The 17,405-nt window shown below is 64.3% G+C and carries 19 protein-coding genes and 1 pseudogene; 3 read left to right on the forward strand and 17 right to left on the reverse strand.

Going from position 1 to position 17,405, the window contains the following annotated elements; all coding sequences use genetic code 11:
- The first annotated feature begins 3 nt into the window (after positions 1-3).
- Positions 4-918, forward strand: a complete 915-nt coding sequence (locus ACVJ5M_RS35875; protein WP_071917623.1) for a DMT family transporter — start codon at positions 4-6, stop codon at positions 916-918.
- Here ACVJ5M_RS35875 and ACVJ5M_RS35880 read toward each other — a convergent pair.
- The 16 genes and pseudogenes from ACVJ5M_RS35880 to ACVJ5M_RS35955 form a co-directional block, all read right to left on the reverse strand.
- Positions 897-1,955, reverse strand: a complete 1,059-nt coding sequence (locus ACVJ5M_RS35880) for a YeeE/YedE family protein (RefSeq protein ID WP_231144408.1) — start codon at positions 1,953-1,955, stop codon at positions 897-899. The genes ACVJ5M_RS35875 and ACVJ5M_RS35880 overlap by 22 nt on opposite strands.
- Before the next feature lie 2 nt (positions 1,956-1,957).
- The gene (locus ACVJ5M_RS35885; RefSeq protein ID WP_063984726.1) at positions 1,958-2,962 is read right to left on the reverse strand and encodes a quinone oxidoreductase family protein; all 1,005 of its coding nucleotides are present in this window, start codon (positions 2,960-2,962) and stop codon (positions 1,958-1,960) included.
- Between the two features lie 180 nt (positions 2,963-3,142).
- Positions 3,143-4,474, reverse strand: a complete 1,332-nt coding sequence (gene paaK / locus ACVJ5M_RS35890; RefSeq protein WP_063984727.1) for a phenylacetate--CoA ligase PaaK — start codon at positions 4,472-4,474, stop codon at positions 3,143-3,145.
- Positions 4,475-4,514: 40 nt separating this feature from the next.
- Positions 4,515-4,964, reverse strand: coding sequence for a hydroxyphenylacetyl-CoA thioesterase PaaI (gene paaI, locus ACVJ5M_RS35895; RefSeq protein WP_063984728.1), 450 nt, complete (start codon positions 4,962-4,964; stop codon positions 4,515-4,517).
- A 55-nt stretch (positions 4,965-5,019) separates the two neighbouring features.
- A pseudogene (paaE, locus tag ACVJ5M_RS35900) lies at positions 5,020-6,104 on the reverse strand (1,2-phenylacetyl-CoA epoxidase subunit PaaE).
- Between the two features lie 2 nt (positions 6,105-6,106).
- Positions 6,107-6,610 (reverse strand): 1,2-phenylacetyl-CoA epoxidase subunit PaaD, encoded by a 504-nt coding sequence (paaD, locus tag ACVJ5M_RS35905; RefSeq protein ID WP_063984730.1) that lies wholly within the window; start codon positions 6,608-6,610, stop codon positions 6,107-6,109.
- Positions 6,604-7,380 (reverse strand): 1,2-phenylacetyl-CoA epoxidase subunit PaaC, encoded by a 777-nt coding sequence (paaC, locus tag ACVJ5M_RS35910; RefSeq protein ID WP_063984731.1) that lies wholly within the window; start codon positions 7,378-7,380, stop codon positions 6,604-6,606. Before paaC ends, paaD begins: the two co-directional genes overlap by 7 nt.
- Positions 7,380-7,667 (reverse strand): 1,2-phenylacetyl-CoA epoxidase subunit PaaB, encoded by a 288-nt coding sequence (gene paaB / locus ACVJ5M_RS35915; protein WP_354099384.1) that lies wholly within the window; start codon positions 7,665-7,667, stop codon positions 7,380-7,382. The genes paaC and paaB overlap by 1 nt, the downstream gene beginning before the upstream one ends.
- 10 nt (positions 7,668-7,677) lie before the next feature.
- Positions 7,678-8,670: a 1,2-phenylacetyl-CoA epoxidase subunit PaaA gene (paaA, locus tag ACVJ5M_RS35920; protein WP_063986562.1), complete on the reverse strand. Its 993-nt coding sequence runs from the start codon at positions 8,668-8,670 to the stop codon at positions 7,678-7,680.
- A gap of 75 nt (positions 8,671-8,745) precedes the next feature.
- Positions 8,746-9,612: a phenylacetic acid degradation operon negative regulatory protein PaaX gene (paaX, locus tag ACVJ5M_RS35925; RefSeq protein WP_063986563.1), complete on the reverse strand. Its 867-nt coding sequence runs from the start codon at positions 9,610-9,612 to the stop codon at positions 8,746-8,748.
- Positions 9,613-9,814: 202 nt separating this feature from the next.
- Positions 9,815-10,585 carry an esterase/lipase family protein gene (locus ACVJ5M_RS35930; protein WP_063984732.1) on the reverse strand — a complete coding sequence of 257 codons (771 nt, stop codon included), beginning with the start codon at positions 10,583-10,585 and terminating at the stop codon, positions 9,815-9,817.
- 201 nt (positions 10,586-10,786) lie between these two features.
- A complete protein-coding gene (locus ACVJ5M_RS35935; protein ID WP_063984733.1) occupies positions 10,787-12,073 on the reverse strand; it encodes a DUF445 domain-containing protein in 1,287 nt (428 codons plus the stop codon).
- Between the two features lie 163 nt (positions 12,074-12,236).
- Positions 12,237-12,692 carry a phasin gene (locus tag ACVJ5M_RS35940; RefSeq protein ID WP_063984734.1) on the reverse strand — a complete coding sequence of 152 codons (456 nt, stop codon included), beginning with the start codon at positions 12,690-12,692 and terminating at the stop codon, positions 12,237-12,239.
- 202 nt (positions 12,693-12,894) lie between these two features.
- Positions 12,895-13,488 (reverse strand): GNAT family N-acetyltransferase, encoded by a 594-nt coding sequence (locus ACVJ5M_RS35945; protein ID WP_063984735.1) that lies wholly within the window; start codon positions 13,486-13,488, stop codon positions 12,895-12,897.
- Positions 13,485-14,567, reverse strand: coding sequence for a PHA/PHB synthase family protein (locus tag ACVJ5M_RS35950; protein ID WP_063984736.1), 1,083 nt, complete (start codon positions 14,565-14,567; stop codon positions 13,485-13,487). The genes ACVJ5M_RS35945 and ACVJ5M_RS35950 overlap by 4 nt, the downstream gene beginning before the upstream one ends.
- On the reverse strand, positions 14,564-14,947 hold the full coding sequence (locus ACVJ5M_RS35955) for a hypothetical protein (protein WP_063984737.1): 384 nt from the start codon (positions 14,945-14,947) through the stop codon (positions 14,564-14,566). Before ACVJ5M_RS35955 ends, ACVJ5M_RS35950 begins: the two co-directional genes overlap by 4 nt.
- A 164-nt stretch (positions 14,948-15,111) precedes the next feature.
- On the opposite strand from ACVJ5M_RS35955, the gene ACVJ5M_RS35960 reads away from it, so the two are divergent.
- A complete protein-coding gene (locus ACVJ5M_RS35960) occupies positions 15,112-16,026 on the forward strand; it encodes an alpha/beta fold hydrolase (protein WP_063984738.1) in 915 nt (304 codons plus the stop codon).
- Positions 16,027-16,150: 124 nt separating this feature from the next.
- Positions 16,151-16,615, forward strand: coding sequence for a nuclear transport factor 2 family protein (locus tag ACVJ5M_RS35965; RefSeq protein ID WP_063984739.1), 465 nt, complete (start codon positions 16,151-16,153; stop codon positions 16,613-16,615).
- Positions 16,616-16,714: 99 nt separating this feature from the next.
- Here the strand turns inward: ACVJ5M_RS35965 and ACVJ5M_RS35970 are convergent, their stop codons facing one another.
- Positions 16,715-17,389 (reverse strand): spermidine synthase family protein, encoded by a 675-nt coding sequence (locus tag ACVJ5M_RS35970; RefSeq protein ID WP_063984740.1) that lies wholly within the window; start codon positions 17,387-17,389, stop codon positions 16,715-16,717.
- Positions 17,390-17,405 lie beyond the last annotated feature (16 nt).

Here is a 17,405-nt window from a genome sequence, read left to right on the forward strand (position 1 = left end):
GCGATGAACTCCCTCTCCTCCCGCGCGGCCGTCGGCCTGTTCCTGATCGTCGTGCTGGCCTGGGGCGTGAACTGGTCGGTGACGAAGCAACTCGTCCAGTTCCTTCCGCCACTATGGACTTCGGCGATCCGGAGCTGGATCGCGCTGGCCGGATTGTTCGTGATCCTCGGGCTGAGCAACAATCTGATGATCCCGGAGCGGCGCGACATTCCGGTGATCCTGAGCGTCGCACTGCTGCACATGACGGTGTTCTCGGTCCTGGTTGCGGCCGGTGTGCGCTTCCTGCCCGCGAGCAAGGCAATCGTGCTCGGCTACACCACGCCGCTCTGGGTCGCGATCGCCGCGCCCTTGCTGGGGAAGGATACGCTGACGGCGCCCAAGCTCGCCGGCGCCTTGCTCGGGCTGATCGGCCTTGCCGTGATCCTGAACCCCACGTCGATCGATTGGACCAATACCAACGTCCTGCTCGGGGCCGGCATGGTCGTCCTGGCCGCGATGTCCTGGGCCGCGAACATCATCTATATGAGCGCGCATCGCTGGATTGCATCGCCGCTCCAGCTCCTGCTCTGGCAGGTGCTCGTGGCGACGATCGTACTGACGGGATCGGCTGTTATCACGGAAGGCCCGCCGCACGCGGAATGGTCGTGGAAGCTCGTGCTGCTTTTCCTGTATTCCGGCCTGATCGGAACGGCGCTGGCCTATTGGGCGATGTCGATGGTCAACAAGAGCATCTCGGCCCTGACGACGTCGCTCGGCACCACCGGGACGCCGCTCGTCGGTATCGCCAGTGCTGCGATCCTGCTGGGCGAGCCAATCGACATGAGTCTTGCTGTCGCGGCCGGACTGATCGTCACCGGCATCGGTCTTGCGACGCTGGGCGACCGGCTGCTGCGCGGTCAGGCCACCGCGAGCGGCTGAACCCGCAGTGCGCCGCGCAGGCCGGCCGTCGTGCCGAGCAGGATGCCGGCGACCGCGACGAACGAGCCCAGAGCGAGCGTCGATACGCCGGTGAGCCCCTGCCCGATCGAGCAGCCGAACGCCATCACGCCGCCGATCCCCATCAGCGCGGCGCCGCCGGCAGACCGCAGCATGTGGCGCGGCGAGGAATAACCTTCGAGGTGGAAACGGCCTGTGGCGAGCGCGGTGACAAGGCTGCCGGCGAGAACGCCGGCCACGGTGGCGATGCCGAAATTGAGCGTCAGACCGGTCGAGAGCATGGCATACTGCAGGCTATCGGCGATCGGCGCGACGAAGGTCAGCGAGGTCACCGGGACGGGATTGAAATCGTCGGCACCAAGATAGCCGGTGACGAACCAGCCGCTGGCGACCAGGAGGCCGACGACGACGCCGGCTGCAATCTGGCCGGGCGAACGCCGGAACGCCGGGTGCGCGAACGCAAACAGGATCAGCGCAACGACGATTATAGCAGCGCTCAGCGCACGCGAGGCCGCTTCGCCGGGACCGAGCGTCGCCAACAGTGACGGCAGCGAATTGGCGTTGACGGTCGTTTGCGAGGCCTGAACCAGCGCAATGCGCGCCGGCGCGATCAAGCCCTTGAGCGTCATCTGCGCGGCGATGGCGAGCACGATCACGACGACGAAGGAGCGGAGATTGCCGCGGCCGAGCAGCACCAGCGCCCGCGAGCCGCAGCCGTTCGACAACACCATGCCGTAGCCGAACAACAGGCCGCCGAGGAACAGCACCGGCACTGAAAAGGATTGTTGCAGATAGATCGACTTGCCGAGATCGACCATGCCGCTACCGGCAAGGAATTGGCTCGCAGCAACCGCAACAGCAATCGCCATCGCAAAGGTCCGCACCAGCCGCCCGTCTCCTTCGGCCAGCCAGCCGCGCATGCTGCTCATCAGGCAGAAGCCGCTGAGCAGGCCCACGGCGCCATAGATGAGCCCGATGATGAGGCCGGCGAGGATGACGAGTTGGGTGGACGAGTCCATGGTCAAGGCTTCAGGATCACGCGATCCCGCGACGAACCGGCGACCGCGACATAGGCCTCCTTGGCGCGCTCCAGCGGATAGACGGCATTCGCCTTGATCGGGAACGGTTTCAGGTGCCCGCTCGCAAAGCCGGGGCCGAGGTCGCGCAGCACCGCGCCGGTCGCGGCCGAGGACAGCCCGAGCGTGTCGATGCCGACATAGGTGTGTTGCCCGCGGTAGAATTCGAGGATGTTGAACTGCACGATGCGGTCGATCGCGGCGATCAGGATCTGGCGGCCGCGCAATCCGAGCGACTTGTGCGCGGCCTGGAAATAGGGATCGCCGACCGTGTTGAAGACGATGTCGGCCCCCTTGCCGCCGGTCAGTTCGCGTACGCGCGTGGCGACATCGGTCGCCGAGGCGTCAATCACCTCGATGGCTGCGTTGGCATGGCCCTCATAGGCTTCCGCCTTGCGCACCACGCCGATAACGCGCGCGCCCTGCCACGTCGCGATCTGGACCGCGGCCTGACCGACCTTCCCGTTGACGCCGAACACCAGCACGGTCTCGCCGGGCTTCGGAATGCCGGCGCGGCGAAAGCCTTCCATTGCGGTGACGAAAGGCACGCCGATGCCGGCGGCCTCCTCCCAGGACACCGTCTTCGGCTTCTCCACCACGGCGTCGGCTTCGACGACGAGATGGCTGGCATGGGTGCCGTCGCGGCGGATGCCGAGATCGCCGGAGGAGCCGAACACCTCGCGGCCGATCGTATCGGCCGGTCCGTCAATCACCACGCCGGCATAATCGCGGCCGGGCGTGCGGGGGAAGACCGCATAGGGCATCAGCCCGGTCGCAGCCTTCACATCGGAGGGGTTGACGGCGGCGGCCCTTATCTCGATCAGGAGATCCTTCGGACCGCGCGTGAGTAGATGACGCTCGATCAGCGGCGCGATCGCCGCAGCATTATCGGCCTTGGCATTGAGGCGGACGCAGCGCGCTTCGACGGTTTTGCAATCGGCTGGTGACATCGAAAGACCCACGATTTCTCGCGGGCCTTGTCGCCTTTGGGACCGGTCAAGTCAACCGCCTCCCCTCATCCTGAGGAGTCGCGCGAGCGGCGTCTCGAAGGATACAGGCCCGCGCTGCAGCATCCGGGCCTTCATGGTTCGAGACGCGCCTTCGGCGCTCCTCACCATGAGGAGCGACAGCTAGTCCTTCGGCCGCTTGTCGTAGAGGCGCTTGGCCTTGCCCAGCGAGCGCTCCAGCGTGGCGGGGGCGACCACCCGCACGTTGGAGCTGATTCCGATGGTGTTCTTGATGTGGGTCGAAATGCGGTCGGCATGATCGACCAGCCCGCGGCCGTCCCAGCTCTCCGGGCGCGCCTCGGCGATGATGGTCAGCTCGTCCATGCGGCCTTCGCGGGTCAGCTCCATGATGAAGTGACCGCCGCACCAGTCGGTCGCGAGCAGCACCTCCTCGATCTGGGTCGGGAACAGATTGACGCCGCGCAGGATGATCATGTCGTCCGAGCGGCCCGTCACCTTCTCCATGCGCCGCATGCCCGGCCGCGCCGTGCCCGGCAGCAGCCGCGTCAGGTCCCGGGTGCGATAGCGGATCACCGGGAAGGCTTCCTTGGTCAGCGAGGTGAAGACCAGTTCGCCCTTCGCGCCGTCCGGCAGCACCGCGCCGGTTTCGGGATCGATCACCTCGGGATAGAAATGGTCCTCCCATATGTGCAGACCGTCCTTGGTCTCGATGCATTCCTGCGCAACGCCTGGACCGATCACCTCCGAGAGGCCATAGATATCGGTTGCATCCATATCGAAGGCGTCCTCGATCTCCCCGCGCATCGCATTGGTCCAGGGCTCGGCGCCGAAGATGCCGACCTTGAGCGAGCACTGGCGCGGGTCGAGCTTCTGGCGCTTGAACTCGTCGAGGATCGCCAACATGTAGCTCGGCGTCACCGTGATGATGTCGGGTCGGAAGTCGTTGATGAGTTGCACCTGCCGCTCGGTCATGCCGCCGGAGATCGGCACCACGGTGCAACCAAGTTTTTCCGCGCCGTAGTGCACACCCAATCCGCCGGTAAACAGGCCGTAGCCATAGGCGTTGTGGATGATCATGCCGGTGCGGCCGCCGGCGGCGCGGATCGAGCGTGCCATCACCTCCGACCAGGTGTCGATGTCGCGCTGCGTATAGCCCACCACGATCGGCTTTCCCGTGGTGCCGGAGGAGGCATGCACGCGCACCAGCTTTTCGCGCGGCACGGCGAACATGTTGAAGGGATAATTGTCGCGCAGATCCGTCTTCACGGTGAACGGGAATTTTGCGAGATCGGAGAGTTCGCGAAAGTCGGACGGATGCACGCCGGCCTTGTCGAAGGCCTGGCGGTAATGCGCGACGTTGTCGTAGGCGTGCTTCAGCGACCAGGCCAGCCGCTGCGTTTGCAGCGCCATGATCTCGTCACGCGACGCGCGCTCATGCGCGTCCATCTCGGCGCGATAGGCGTTGCCACCTTCCTTGAGCCTCGTCAGAGCCATCCTCGTTTCCCCACATTGGTTGGTTCTTTTTATTGGAGTCTTACGGTTCTTGCGTCGGCAGCCACGTGCCGGGAATGACACGCGAATGCCCCCGGAATTCCGCGATGACGGTGTCGCCCGCTGTCACGCGCACGTCGTAGATGCCTGAGCGTCCGCCACGGCTGACCTCGCGCGCTTTTGCAACGAGGCGGTCATCAAGCCTGCCCGGCTTGATGAAGGTGATCTGGCCCTGTGCCGCCACGACACGTTCATTGTGCGAATTGCAGGCAAAGGCGAAGGCGGAATCGGCCAGCGTGAAGATGAAGCCGCCATGGGCGATACGCTGGCCGTTGACCATGTCCGGCCGCACATTCATCGCCAGCGTCGCAAAGCCCGGACCAATCTCGACGATCTCCATGCCGAGACCCTTGGAGGCATCATCCTCCGCCCACATCGCGTCGGCGCAGGCGCGGGCAACATCCTCGGGCGACAGGTTGGCTTTGACGTTCACGCGCTTCTCCCGGCCAAATGTTTGGCCATAATGCTCTGCTGCCCGGCCATAACTGTCAAACGTGATCGTAATCGACCACGACCCGCTCCGACGACGGCTTCGCCTGGCAGGTAAGGACGAAGCCGGCCTTCAACTCCCAGGGCTCCAGCGAATAGTTGACGTCCATCGGCGCCTCGCCCTCGACCAGCTTGGCGCGGCAGGTCGAGCACATGCCGCCCTTGCAGGCGAAGGGCAGATCGACACGCCGGCGCGCAGCGCGGCATCGAGGATCGCCTCATCTTCGGCGACCGGCACGTCGCGGCGCTTGCCGTCGATGATCAGCGAGGCGATCGCCTTCGGCGGCGCGTCGGGTGCAACGATCTTCTTCGGTCGCGGCTTGCCGCCGAATTCGGAGACGAAGCGCTCCACGTGGATGCGCTCTTCCGCGATACCGAGATCGCGGCAGGTCGCCTCGATCTCCTCGCTCATGCCAAGGGGGCCACAGATGAAGATATGATCGACACTCGCGGCCGGCACCAGCGAGCGCAGCAACACCCTCACCTTGTCGCCATCGAGTCGGCCATGCAGGATCGGGATGTCCTGCTCCTCGCCGGAGATGACGTGGAAGATCGAGAGGCGATCGATGAAGCGGTCCTTGAGCTCCTCGAGTGCCTCCAGGAACATGATGTTGTCGGTGGCGCGGTTGCCGTAGAACAGGAAGAAGCGGCTGTCCGCCTCGCGCGCGAGCACGCCCTTGACGATCGACAGGATCGGCGTGATGCCGGAGCCTGCGGCAAAGCCGACATGGATGCGTCCGCTATCTGCCGGCGGGATCACGCCGAAGCGTCCGGTCGGCGTCATGACGTCGAGCTCGTCGCCGCATTTGAGTTCATCCGCCGCCCAGTTCGAAAATGCTCCGCCATCGACCTTCTTCACGGCAATGCGGATCTCGCCATCGTCAGGACCCGAGCAGATCGAATAGGAGCGCCGGACTTCCTCGCCATCGAGCATGGTGCGGAGCGTGAGGTACTGGCCGGGCGCGAAAGCGTAATCGCCCGCGAGTTCGCCGGGGACCGCAAAGGTCATCGACACCGCGTCGGCCGCCTCGCGGCGGAGGTCGTTGACGGTCAGGCGATGAAAGCGCGGTGCGGCTGCGGACATGATCAATGACACTTGAAATAATCGAAGGGTTCGCGGCAGGCCTTGCAGCGCCACAACGCCTTGCAGGAGGTCGAGCCGAATTCGGACAGAAGCTCGGTCTTGTCAGAGCCGCATTGCGGGCACGCAACGGCCTGCTCGCCGAACAGCGCGCGGCGAGAGCTTGACGCCTGCGGTGGCGCGATGCCGTAGGCGTGCAGCTTGCGGCGCCCCTCTTCGCTCATCCAGTCGGTGGTCCAGGCCGGCGACAGCACGGTGCGCACTTTCGGCTGGCGAAAACCGGCGCGTTCCAACGCAAGCTCGATCTCGAACGCGATCATGTTCATGGCCGGGCAGCCCGAGTAAGTCGGGGTGATCGCGACCTCGACATGATCGCCATCGAGAACGACATCACGGAGCACGCCGAGATCGGCGATGGTCAGCACCGGGATTTCAGGGTCAACGACGCTCGCCGCGGCATCCCAGGCGCGCCGGCGCAGCTCGCTGTCGCGCTCGAGCACCGTCACCATGTCTGCCCCGGAAATGTACGCTGCATCGACTGAAGCTCGGACAGGAGATGACCGAGATGCTCGCTGTGGCGGCCCACGCGGCCGCCCTGCTGCATCCAGTCATTCTGCGGCAACCTGAGCGTTGCTTCACCAACGACGTCAGACAACGTTGTCAGCCAGCGGCCGCGCAAGGTGCCGGGATCCACAGCGATGCCGGCATGGATCAAAGCGCGTTCGCCTTCGTCGACGGCAAACATCTCTCCGGTGAAGGCCCAGAGATGATCGATCGCGGCCTGCGCCCTGGCGTGACTCTCGCCGGTACCGTCGCCAAGCCGAATGATCCATTCCGAGGCGTGGCGCAGATGATAAGCGCTCTCCTTCTCGGACTTGGCGGCAATGGCCGCGAGCGTCGTATCGCGCGAATTCATCATCGCGCGCCAATAGAGGTCGGCGAAGGCGGAATAGAAGAACTGCCGCACCAGGGTCTGGGCAAAGTCGCCATTCGGCTGTTCGACCAGCAGCAGGTTGCGGTACTGCCTGACGTCGCGCAAATAGGCGAGCTTGTCCTCGTTGTTGTCCTTGCCTTCGGCTTTGGCTGCGTAGGTGTAGAGTTCACGCGCCTGGCCGATCAGATCGAGCGCGATGTTGGAGAGCGCCATGTCCTCTTCCAGCATCGGCGCATGTCCGCACCATTCCGACAGACGATGACCGAGAATCAGCGCATCGTCGGCGCGGCGCAACGCGTAGAGCACCAGCGGCGTTTCGGAGACCTGGATGTTGGCCACAAGCATCACATGTGCCCCACTTCCTCAGGCACCTCGTAGAACGTCGGATGCCGGTAGATCTTCGATTCCGCTGGCTCGAACATCATGTCCTTCTCGGCGGGATCGCTCGCGGTGATCGCGGTCGACGGCACGACCCAGATCGACAGGCCCTCGCCGCGGCGGGTGTAGATGTCGCGCGCGGCCTGCAGGGCCATGGTGGCGTCATTCGCATGCAGCGAGCCGACATGCTTGTGCGCGAGCCCGTTGCGGCTGCGAATGAAGACTTCCCACAGCGGTGTGTTCGGCGTGGCCATCGTGATCTCCTTATTCCGCGGCTTGTGCGGTCTGACGCTGCGCGCGCTTTGCGGCATAGCTAGCTGCCGCCTCGCGCACCCAGGCGCCCTCATCGTGCGCCTTGCGACGCGCGGCAAGCCGATCGCGGTTGCACGGGCCGTTGCCGGCGAGCACCTGCTTGAATTCGGTCCAGTCGATCTCGCTGTAGCGCCAGTGCCCTTCGGCGTCCCGCGTCATGCCGGGATCGGGGATGGCGAGGCCGAGATATTGCGCCTGCGGCACGGTGGCATCGACGAACTTCTGGCGCAGCTCGTCATTGGAGAAGCGCTTGATCTTCCACTTCGTCGATGTGTCGCTGTGCTGGCTCGTCGCATCGGGCGGACCGAACATCATCAGCACCGGCCACCACCAGCGGTTCAGCGCGTCCTGCGCCATCGCCTTCTGCTCATCCGAGCCGCGGCACAGCGTCAGCATGATCTCGTAGCCCTGGCGCTGGTGGAAGGACTCCTCCTTGCAGACGCGGATCATCGCGCGTGCGTACGGGCCATAGGAGCAACGACACAGCGGGATCTGGTTCATGATCGCGGCGCCGTCGACCAGCCAGCCGATGGTGCCGATGTCGGCCCAGGTCAGCGTCGGATAATTGAAGATCGAGGAATATTTGGCCTTGCCGGTGAGCATCGCGTCGACCAGCTCTTCGCGCGACGTACCGAGCGTCTCGGCGGCGGCATAGAGATAGAGCCCGTGGCCGCACTCGTCCTGCACCTTGGCCAGCAGCGCCGCCTTGCGGCGCAAGGTCGGCGCGCGCGTGATCCAGTTGCCCTCAGGCAGCATGCCGACGATTTCGGAATGGGCGTGCTGGGAGATCTGGCGGGTGAGCGTCTTGCGATAGGCCGCCGGCATCCAGTCGTTCGGCTCGATGCGCTCCTCGGCATCAATGCGGGCCTGGAACTGCGCAGCCTTCGCCGCATCCTCGAGACCGCGATCGTCAGTCTCGGCCGTATTCAGCGCCTGGGTATACATGCGCATCCTCCCGTTTATTGGGAGGCAATATATAACAAAAATTACGTCATGCAAGATATTTCTGTAACATATAAATCAGGCCTCGAACCGCCGCTCCAGGAGCTTTCGAGCCGGCGGCAGTGGCCCCTTCTCATTGGTTCCATGGCTATCAAGCCATTGTTCCGACGGCGCAAGCAGCGCGCGATAGACCTCGCCGCAGAGTTCACGTGCTGCCCTGCCGGGCCAGTCGCCCGGCAGCAAGCTCTCGGGCAGCAGCGGATCGCGCAACACAACACGGCGGTAATAGTGGATCAGCAGGATGCGCGCGGTGAAGGCGTCGGCCTCGGACAGATCCGCACCGCGCGCGATAGCGGCACGGAGCGGCTCGAACGTCTTCATGAATTTCAGATAGGCGTCTGCGGTGCGGTCCAGCGGCCAGCTCGCGCTGAGCAGACGGCGCCCGCTGTCATCCTCAGCCGAGACTTCGAGACGGATTGCCCCGCCAGCCTCGTCCGGCACCGGCACACCTGATGGCGCGACCCACACGCCGGGCAGCGGACTGCCGAAGCCGGCGTTGCGCAGCGCTTCGCGCGAGACGTCGCGATCCTCCCCGTTGCCGATCAGGAGCAGCTCGAAACGCCCGGTCCAGTCCGACGATGGCGGATCGTAGATGTGGCGCGTGGCGGCCTCGAAGGTCTGACTTCCTTTATCGGCCAGGCGATAAAAACTGTTCCGGCCAACCTTTTCGCGTGTCAGCCAGCCATCGGCAGCAAGGCGTGACATCGCGGTGCGCACCACGCCGCTATCGATGTCCACACTCTCGAAGAACTCCAACAGCGTGCCGAGCCACACCGAGCCGCCGCGCGGCACGATCGCGTCGCCAAACACGGTGATGACGATGGAGCCCGTGCGTGACGGCTCACGCTTGAGCTGGTCGATGATGCGGGACAATGGATGCGCCATGCGCGAGGCATAGCGCGTTTGGTGCGGGCGCGACAATGGACGGGAGCTACAATCAAAGCGAGAGCCGGGCTCGATCCTTCGAGACGGCCCTTCGCGCCTCCTCAGGATGAGGTCTGATCGCTTTCGCGCCGCATCACTAGCTCTCAGTCCTCATGGTGAGGAGCGCGGCAAAGCCGCGCGTCTCGAACCATGCAGGCCGCGCTTACCGATGCGGATCGGGATAGACCATGCTGCGCCAGCCGCTGCGGTCGAACGGCCGCCACTGGCCTTCCTTCTGCGCGAGGCGGTCGGCGACCGCATAGACGGCGGCGGGATGATGGCCCATGCCGCAATGGCTGCTCTCGACCTCGATGCTCTCGGTCTGCGCGCCCGTCTTCTCCATACAGCCCTGCCAGGCGCAGACGCCGTCGGTGCGGCTGAAGATGGCGGTGGTCGGCACCGGCGGCGGGACGGCGAGCTCGCCGCCGAACTGCGGATCGACCTCGTCGGACTTCCGGCCGCTCGCCCATTCATAGACGCGCCAGGCATTGGTCGAACGGGGATCGCCCGCGAAGGGGCTGCCGAGCGTGATCACCTGGCGCACGCGCGCCGGCATCATCTTGGCGAGCTGGCGCGCATAGAGGCCGCCGAGGCTCCAGCCGACCAGACTGATCCTGCGGCCATGCTTGTCGCTGAGCTCCTGCACGAGATCGACCATCGCATGCTGCACGCCCTCGCGCAGGCCGTAGTTGCGGCCCTGGCGCCAGCCGCTTGCCGCGTAGCCCTTGCTGGTCAGAAAGGAGCGCAGCGCGCGCGTCGACGCGTCGGAGGCCACGAGGCCCGGGAACACCAGCACCGGATGCCCATCGCCGCGGGGCGCGAGGCTCAGCAGCGGCAGCGCGCCGAGGAATGCGCCGAACTCGTGGATCGCGCGCCCTTCCAGGAACATCAAGGTACGGGACGGCGGACGCAGCGTCTGGGCAGTAGCGGTCATCAATGGTCCCCTGGGCAGAATTGCTGAAAAGGCTACCGGTTGCGATGCCGGCAAATGGGTACGAATTCCAACAGTCCGGCTTCTCGAACGTTCCGCAACGCAGCATGAATCAGCTAGGCGGCCGGTTCCAGACATTCAAGCGGGTGAAGCCCAAGGCGACAATAGGCCCGCAGGTGAATGCCAGCGTCCGTGACGCAAAAGTCACAACCATCGAAGCAGGAATTCTACGGAGTAGAGCGCAAGACCTGCGAGCCCGCCGATCAACGAACCGTTGAAGCGGATGTATTGCAGGTCGCGGCCGATGTTGATTTCAATCAGCGAAATCAACTGCGCCATATCCCACGCCTTGACCTGGTCGGAAATGAAGGTCGAGACGCCGCTCTTCTGATCCGCAACGAAGCTGCGCAGCACCGCCACCAGGCCCTTGTTGATCTCGCCGCGGAGCTCGGCATCGCCGGCGAGCACCTCACCCGCGGCGACGAACATGCCGGCGAGATGATGCTGCAGTACCTGCGTCTCGCCGCTTGCGCTGCGCTCGATGAAGGAGCGCATGTTGGTCCAGACGGTCCGGGCGAGATCGGCAAGCTCGGGCCGGGCGAGCAGATCGCGCTTCAATCCGTCGATACGATCGATATAGGCCTGATCGGTGCCGAGCCGATCGACGAAGCCCAGCACCATGCGATCGAACTCGCCGCGAAACGGATGTTTGGGATCGCTGCGCACCTCGTTGAAAAAAGCCGTGGCGGACGCCACGATCTTGTTCACCAGAAACTTGTCGGCGCGATAGAGCCTGAGCAGGGTCGGCAACTCCGCGCGCACCTTCTCGCGGATCATCGCCATCGTCTCGGTCTGGTTCAGCGTCTCGTGCATCACGCGCAGGAGATCATCGAACAGGATCTGATGCCGCCCTTCCGCGACGAAGCCGCGCAGCGTGCCGGCCGCGAGCGGCGCAAGGTCGATCGCCTGGAGCTGCGAGGACATGCGGCGAATGATGAAGGTCATCAGACCCGAGCTTTCCGTCGCGGAGACGGCCTCCGGCAGCAGGCGCAGCGCGAAACGCGCGAGATCATCGCTGCGCTTGCGGTCGCGCAGCCAGTCGGCGACGAAGGAGCCGAAATCGATCTCCCTCAGCTTGGCCTCGACGGGGCGGGCCTCGAGGAAATGCACCTGGATGAACTCGCCGAGCTTGTCGGCGATGCGGGCCTGATTGCTCTGGATGATCGCGGTGTGCGGGATCGGCAGGCCGAGCGGCCGCTTGAACAGCGCGACCACCGCGTACCAGTCGGCGAGCCCGCCGATGGTCGCGGCTTCTGCGAAGGCCGCGATGAAGCCGAACACGGGATGCACTGGCAGAAGCCATTTCGCAACGACGAACAGGGCAAGCGTCGAGGCCAGCACCAGCGTCGCCAGTGCTTTGACGCGGCGAAGCTCCGCCGCGCGTTCGGCGTCACCGGGGGTGTCGAAGGAGAAGGTAGCGGGCGGGGTCATCACTGCATCACCCTACTCGTCATTGCGAGCGAAGCGAAGCAATCCAGAGTCTTTCCACGGAGACGGACTGGATTGCTTCGCTTCGCTCGCAATGACGGCAGCGCAAAAAACAAAGGCCCGCCGAAGCGGGCCTCAAATTTCAGTTTGTACTCAGGGTGCCGTATCAAGCGGTCTTGGTGTAGACCTTGGCAAAGTTGTCCTGAGCGGACTTCGCACCGTTGGCAGCGAGCTTGCCGACATAGTCGGCGGTCGCCTTGGCGCGCGAGACGAAAACTTCGCCGCGGGCGCGGAGCAGGCTCGACTGGATCTCGACGGCTTCGCTGATCGACTTGGCGGACGCGAGCTTGTCGATGCCCGCGAAGAACGCCTCGGCGTCCTCGTAGATCGCCTGCTGGATGTTGCGGCTGATCTTGCCGGCCTCGGTGACGGACTCGGTCACCGCGTTCTCGACGGCGGCGGTCACGCGCTCGGAGCCAGCGAACACCTCGGCAGCACGGTCCTTGGCGGTGTTGGCGGACTTCTTGACGAACTCGCGGGCGGCCTCGGGAACTTCCAGGTTCTGGATGTTCTTGAAAGCGTCCTTGAAGCCCTCGAAGGCAGTGTTGGTTTCGGTGGTCATGGGGTTCTCTCCATCCTCATTGGGTTGAGCTATGGGCTCACCCCGTCCTCATTGGCCCGGGGCACGGCTTATATGACATAATTAATGGTGCGATGCAATATTCGTATTGCACTGCGATATCACGAAATCGTGAACAGCCTTAATGGGAGGCAATTTGGCGCCTCCCTAGCCAGTTGGGTTCCCGGAAGGCGAGACGGCCGCCCTAATGCTGGACGGCTCCCGGCAAGCCATAGGCCTCCATCTGGGCCTGGACCTGTGCGATGTTGTGGCCGAGCACGACAATGTCGTGGGTCTTGCCGTCGACGTCCCGGACATGGTCCCGCAGCAGCGCCTCGGCCTTGAAGCCGAGGCTCTCGAACAGGGCGATCGCCGCCTGCTGGTCGACCGTCATCTGGACCGAAAGCTTTTCCAGGCCGGCGCCGAGCGCGAGCGCAAAGGTCTCCTGCGAGAGCGCCCGCCCGACCCCCTTCCCGCGCACGTCGAGGGAAACAACCATCCGGATCTCGCCGACATGGGGCGACCAGGAATGCGGATCGCGCACCAGCGTGCCGCAGCCGACGACCTTGGCGTCCCTGACCGCGAGCAGGCTGGTAATCGCGCCGCGCTCGATCTCCTTGACCCAGGCCGAGAGCACCTTCGGCTCGCTGATGTTGCGCGGCAGGAACAACAGATCATGGGTCGGCAGGCCCTTGCCGAAGGCCAGCATCGCGGCCTCGTCCGCAGGCGACATCAGGCGGATCTCGATATCGCCAGCGTCGGTCTTGACCTGACGCGGATAGGAACGCTGCTCACTCATGTCGATCTCTTCCCCAGCCAGGTATCCAGTTTCGGCCACAGCCGCTTCACCGCATTGGCGCCGGCGACCAGCGAGACGTGACCGCCCTTCAGCATCACCTCTTCCTTGTCCTCGGACCCGATCTTGGCGATCAGGTGTTTTGCGGCCTCATACGGCACGATGTGATCGTGCTCCGCGACCGCGTGCAGGAACGGCACCTTGATGTCTTCGAGCTTCGCCGCGCGGCCGCCGACCGACATGGTGTCGTTGAACAGCTTGTTGTCCCACATCAGGTCCTTGGTGATGGTGCGGAAATATTCGCCCGCCAGCGGCAGCGTGTCGGTCGCCCAGCGGTCGAACATCCGGTACGATTTCACGAACTCGTCGTTCCAGATGTTTTCCCAGAGCTGGATCTGGCTCACCGTGCGCGAGGCCGGGCGCAGCATCTCGAACGAGGACAGGATCATCTCCGGCGGCACGTTGCCGACGCTGTCGACGAGGCGGTCGACGTCGAAATAACGCCGGTCGGAGAAATTCGAGAACAGCTTCATCTCGCGAAAGTCGATCGGCGTGGTGAAGCAGATCAGGTTCTTCATCGGCCCGTCCTTGTGGATCGAGCCATAGAGCAGGGACAGCACGCCGCCGAAGCAATAGCCGATCACGGAGACGTCCTGCTCGCCGGAATCGGCCTGCACGCGGCGGACGCAATCCGGGATGAAGTCGAGGACATAGTCCTCCATGCGCAGGCTCTTCTCCTCCGGCCGCGGCGCGCTCCAGTCCAGCATGTAGACGTCGTAGCCGCGCTTGAGCAGGAACTCGATGAAGCTCTGACCAGGCACGAGATCGAGGATGTAGCCACGATTGGTGGTCGCCATCACGATCAAGACCGGTACGCGGTAGATCTCGTCGGACATCGGCCGGTAGTGATAGAGGCTCATGGTGCCGCGCGAATGCAGCACGTCCTTCGGCGTCGAGCCGAGCGAAGGGCCCGAAGTCGAAAAATATTCGACGCCCTTGATGCTGCGCTGGATGGCGCGCTGCACCTCGGACTGGATGCGATCAGGGAGCGATGCGAAATCTAGTCCGGTGGCTGCATTCATGTCTGCTCTCCGCCCTCGGACGGCGGGCGCTTGGTGCGCGGCGGTCGCAATGCCGTATCGGAGCCCTGAGATACGCCGGAACGTGCCGCCATCTGGCTCAGCATCCACTTGATCTCACCGATCTGGCCTTCGATGGCTTGCAACCTTTCGGCAAGGCCAGTGACCTGATCGCGGCTGGGCAGGTTCATGGAGACCAGATATTTTTCCATGAGCTCGCCGAGTTGCTTCTGAGCACCTGCAGCAACTCCTCCCGCGCGGTTCATCGCCTGTGAAAACTCGGGCGACGACATGGCCTGGTTGGCGAAGGAGTTGAACCCCTTCTCCATCTCACCAACCATCTTCTGCCACATGGCGACCGGGTCATTGGTCTTGTCGGTCATCGGCGTCCTCCTGATATCGAGAGCTGCGATGCCCTTCTTTTTTCGCCATACCACACCGTTGCGAGGGAGCGGTCAACCGGCAGGTCGCGCGGTGCGGCGCACACGGCTTCTTTGCGGCGGCAAATCGTGCGATACAGCATCGATCAGCAGGAGGGAACGCGCCCGTGACCACCCATCAGCCGCCCCAGACCATCCGCGCCAACGGCATCGACATCTGCTACGAGATCTTTGGCAACGACAATGCCGAGCCGCTGCTGCTGATCATGGGGCTCGGGGCGCAGATGATCCACTGGGACGATGCGTTCTGCGAGCAGCTCGCCGTGCATGGGTTTCGCGTGATCCGCTTCGACAATCGCGACATCGGCAAGTCGAGCCATCTGACGGGCGGTAAACGCCTGACGCCACTCGAGCTGTTGAAGCTGCGCTTTCTCAGGATTCCCGTGGCCGCGACCTACAAGCTGATCGACATGGCGAAGGACACGGTCGGCCTGATGGATGCGCTCGGCATCAAGTCGGCGCATCTGGTTGGCGCCTCGATGGGCGGCATGATCGCGCAGGAGGTGACGCTGTCGTTTCCAGAGCGCGTGCGCTCGCTGACCTCGATCATGTCGACGACAGGCAATCCGCGTGTGCCGCCGCCGACACGCGAGGCCTCCGCGATGCTGATGGCGCCGCCGCCACGCAGCAAGGAGGAGTTCATCGTCCGCTTCGGCGAGACCTGGAAGGTGCTGCGCGCCGGGTCCTTTCCGGAAGAGGAAGCGCTCGACCCCGATCGTGCCGAGCGCGTCTTCGCACGCGGCCTCAATCCGGCCGGCGTCGGCCGGCAGCTCCGCGCCGTACTCGCCTCCGGCAGCCGCAAGGAGCGGCTGCGTGGCGTGAAAACACCGACGCTGGTCATTCACGGCACCGTCGATCCGCTGGTGCGGCCCGAAGGCGGCAAGGACACCGCAGAGTCGATTCCCGGCGCAAAGCTATTGATGATCGACGGCATGGGCCATGCGCTGCCGATGCGCTTCTGGCCCGACATCATCCGCGCCATCGACAAACACGCTCATGGGGCGGCGGCGCAGGCGGCGTAGACGCGACCGGTCTCCTCGCGGTGACCATGTGAGCTTCCGGTTACTCTCTTAACGCGAGCCGGGGCGAAAGCTATACAGGCCTTCCTCAATCGCAAGACAGAGGCTGCGGCCTCTCGGAGCTCACATGCATCTCATCGTCCGGTCCGTCGCAATGATTGCGGCTTCCATTCTCATGCTGTCCCTCGGCAACGGCGCTGCGCTGGCCGCCAGCGCGCAGGAAGAAGCCAACCGCGCCGCCGTACTGGCCTTCTACGAGAAGGGCCTTAACCAAAAGGACGCCGACGCCGCCCTCGCCTATGTCGGCAACCGTTATGTCCAGCACAATCCGAACGCGCCCGATGGTCCGGACGGTTTTCGCAAGTTCATCGGCTTCCTGCGCGAAAAGTTCCCGAGCTCGCACAGCGAGGTCAAGCGCTCATTCGTCGACGGCGACTTTGTCATCCTGCACGTCCACTCCGTTCGCGAGCCCGGCAGCAGGGGCCGCGCGATCGTGGATATCTTCAAGCTGGAAAACGGCAAGATCGTCGAACACTGGGACGTTGTTCAGGACATCCCGGAAAATCCGGCGAACAACAATACGATGTTCTAGAGCCGTAGCCCGGATGAAGCGCAGCGTAATCCGGGACCACTCTTTGCGGATCGACCGCCCCGGATTTCGCTTCGCTCCATCCGGGCTACAAATCGCCGCCTAGCTCCTCCTCGCGATCCAGATCACATGGCGCGCGCCGCCGCCTCGTCCGGTGGCGCGAACGTTGACTTCGTTCACATCGAAGCCGGCGCTGCCGAGGCGCTTGGTGAAGGCCGGGTTGGGTCCCGACGACCAGACGGCGAGCACGCCGCCCGGCCGCAGCGCCACCTTCGCCGCTTTCAACCCGCTCGCATTGTAGAGTGCGTTATTGCCCTTCCGGGTCAGCCCCTCCGGCCCGTTGTCGACGTCGAGCAGAATGGCGTCGAAGGCCGACCGCTGCGCGCGGATGATCCCGCCGACGTCAGTCTCCCGGATCTTCACCCTGACATCATCGAGACTGTCGCCAAAGACCTCGGCCATCGGGCCGCGCGCCCAGGCGACCACCGCCGGCACGAGCTCGGAGACCACGATCTTCGCCTTGCTCCCGAGCACAGTCAGCGCCGCGCGCAGCGTAAAGCCCATCCCGAGGCCTCCGATGAGGACAACGGGTTTTGCGACCGTCTCGATCTGCTTTGCCGCGAGAGTTGCGAGCGCGGCCTCAGAGCCCGACAGGCGATTGTTCATCAGCTCGTTGGTGCCGAGCTTGATGGAGAACTCCTTGCCGCGCCGCATCAGGCGGAGCTCTTCGTCGGAGCCGGGGATTTTGGCGGTGTCGATCTTTTCCCAGGGAATCATGGGAGAGCTTTAGCAC

The organism is Bradyrhizobium sp. S3.7.6, assembly GCF_054061875.1.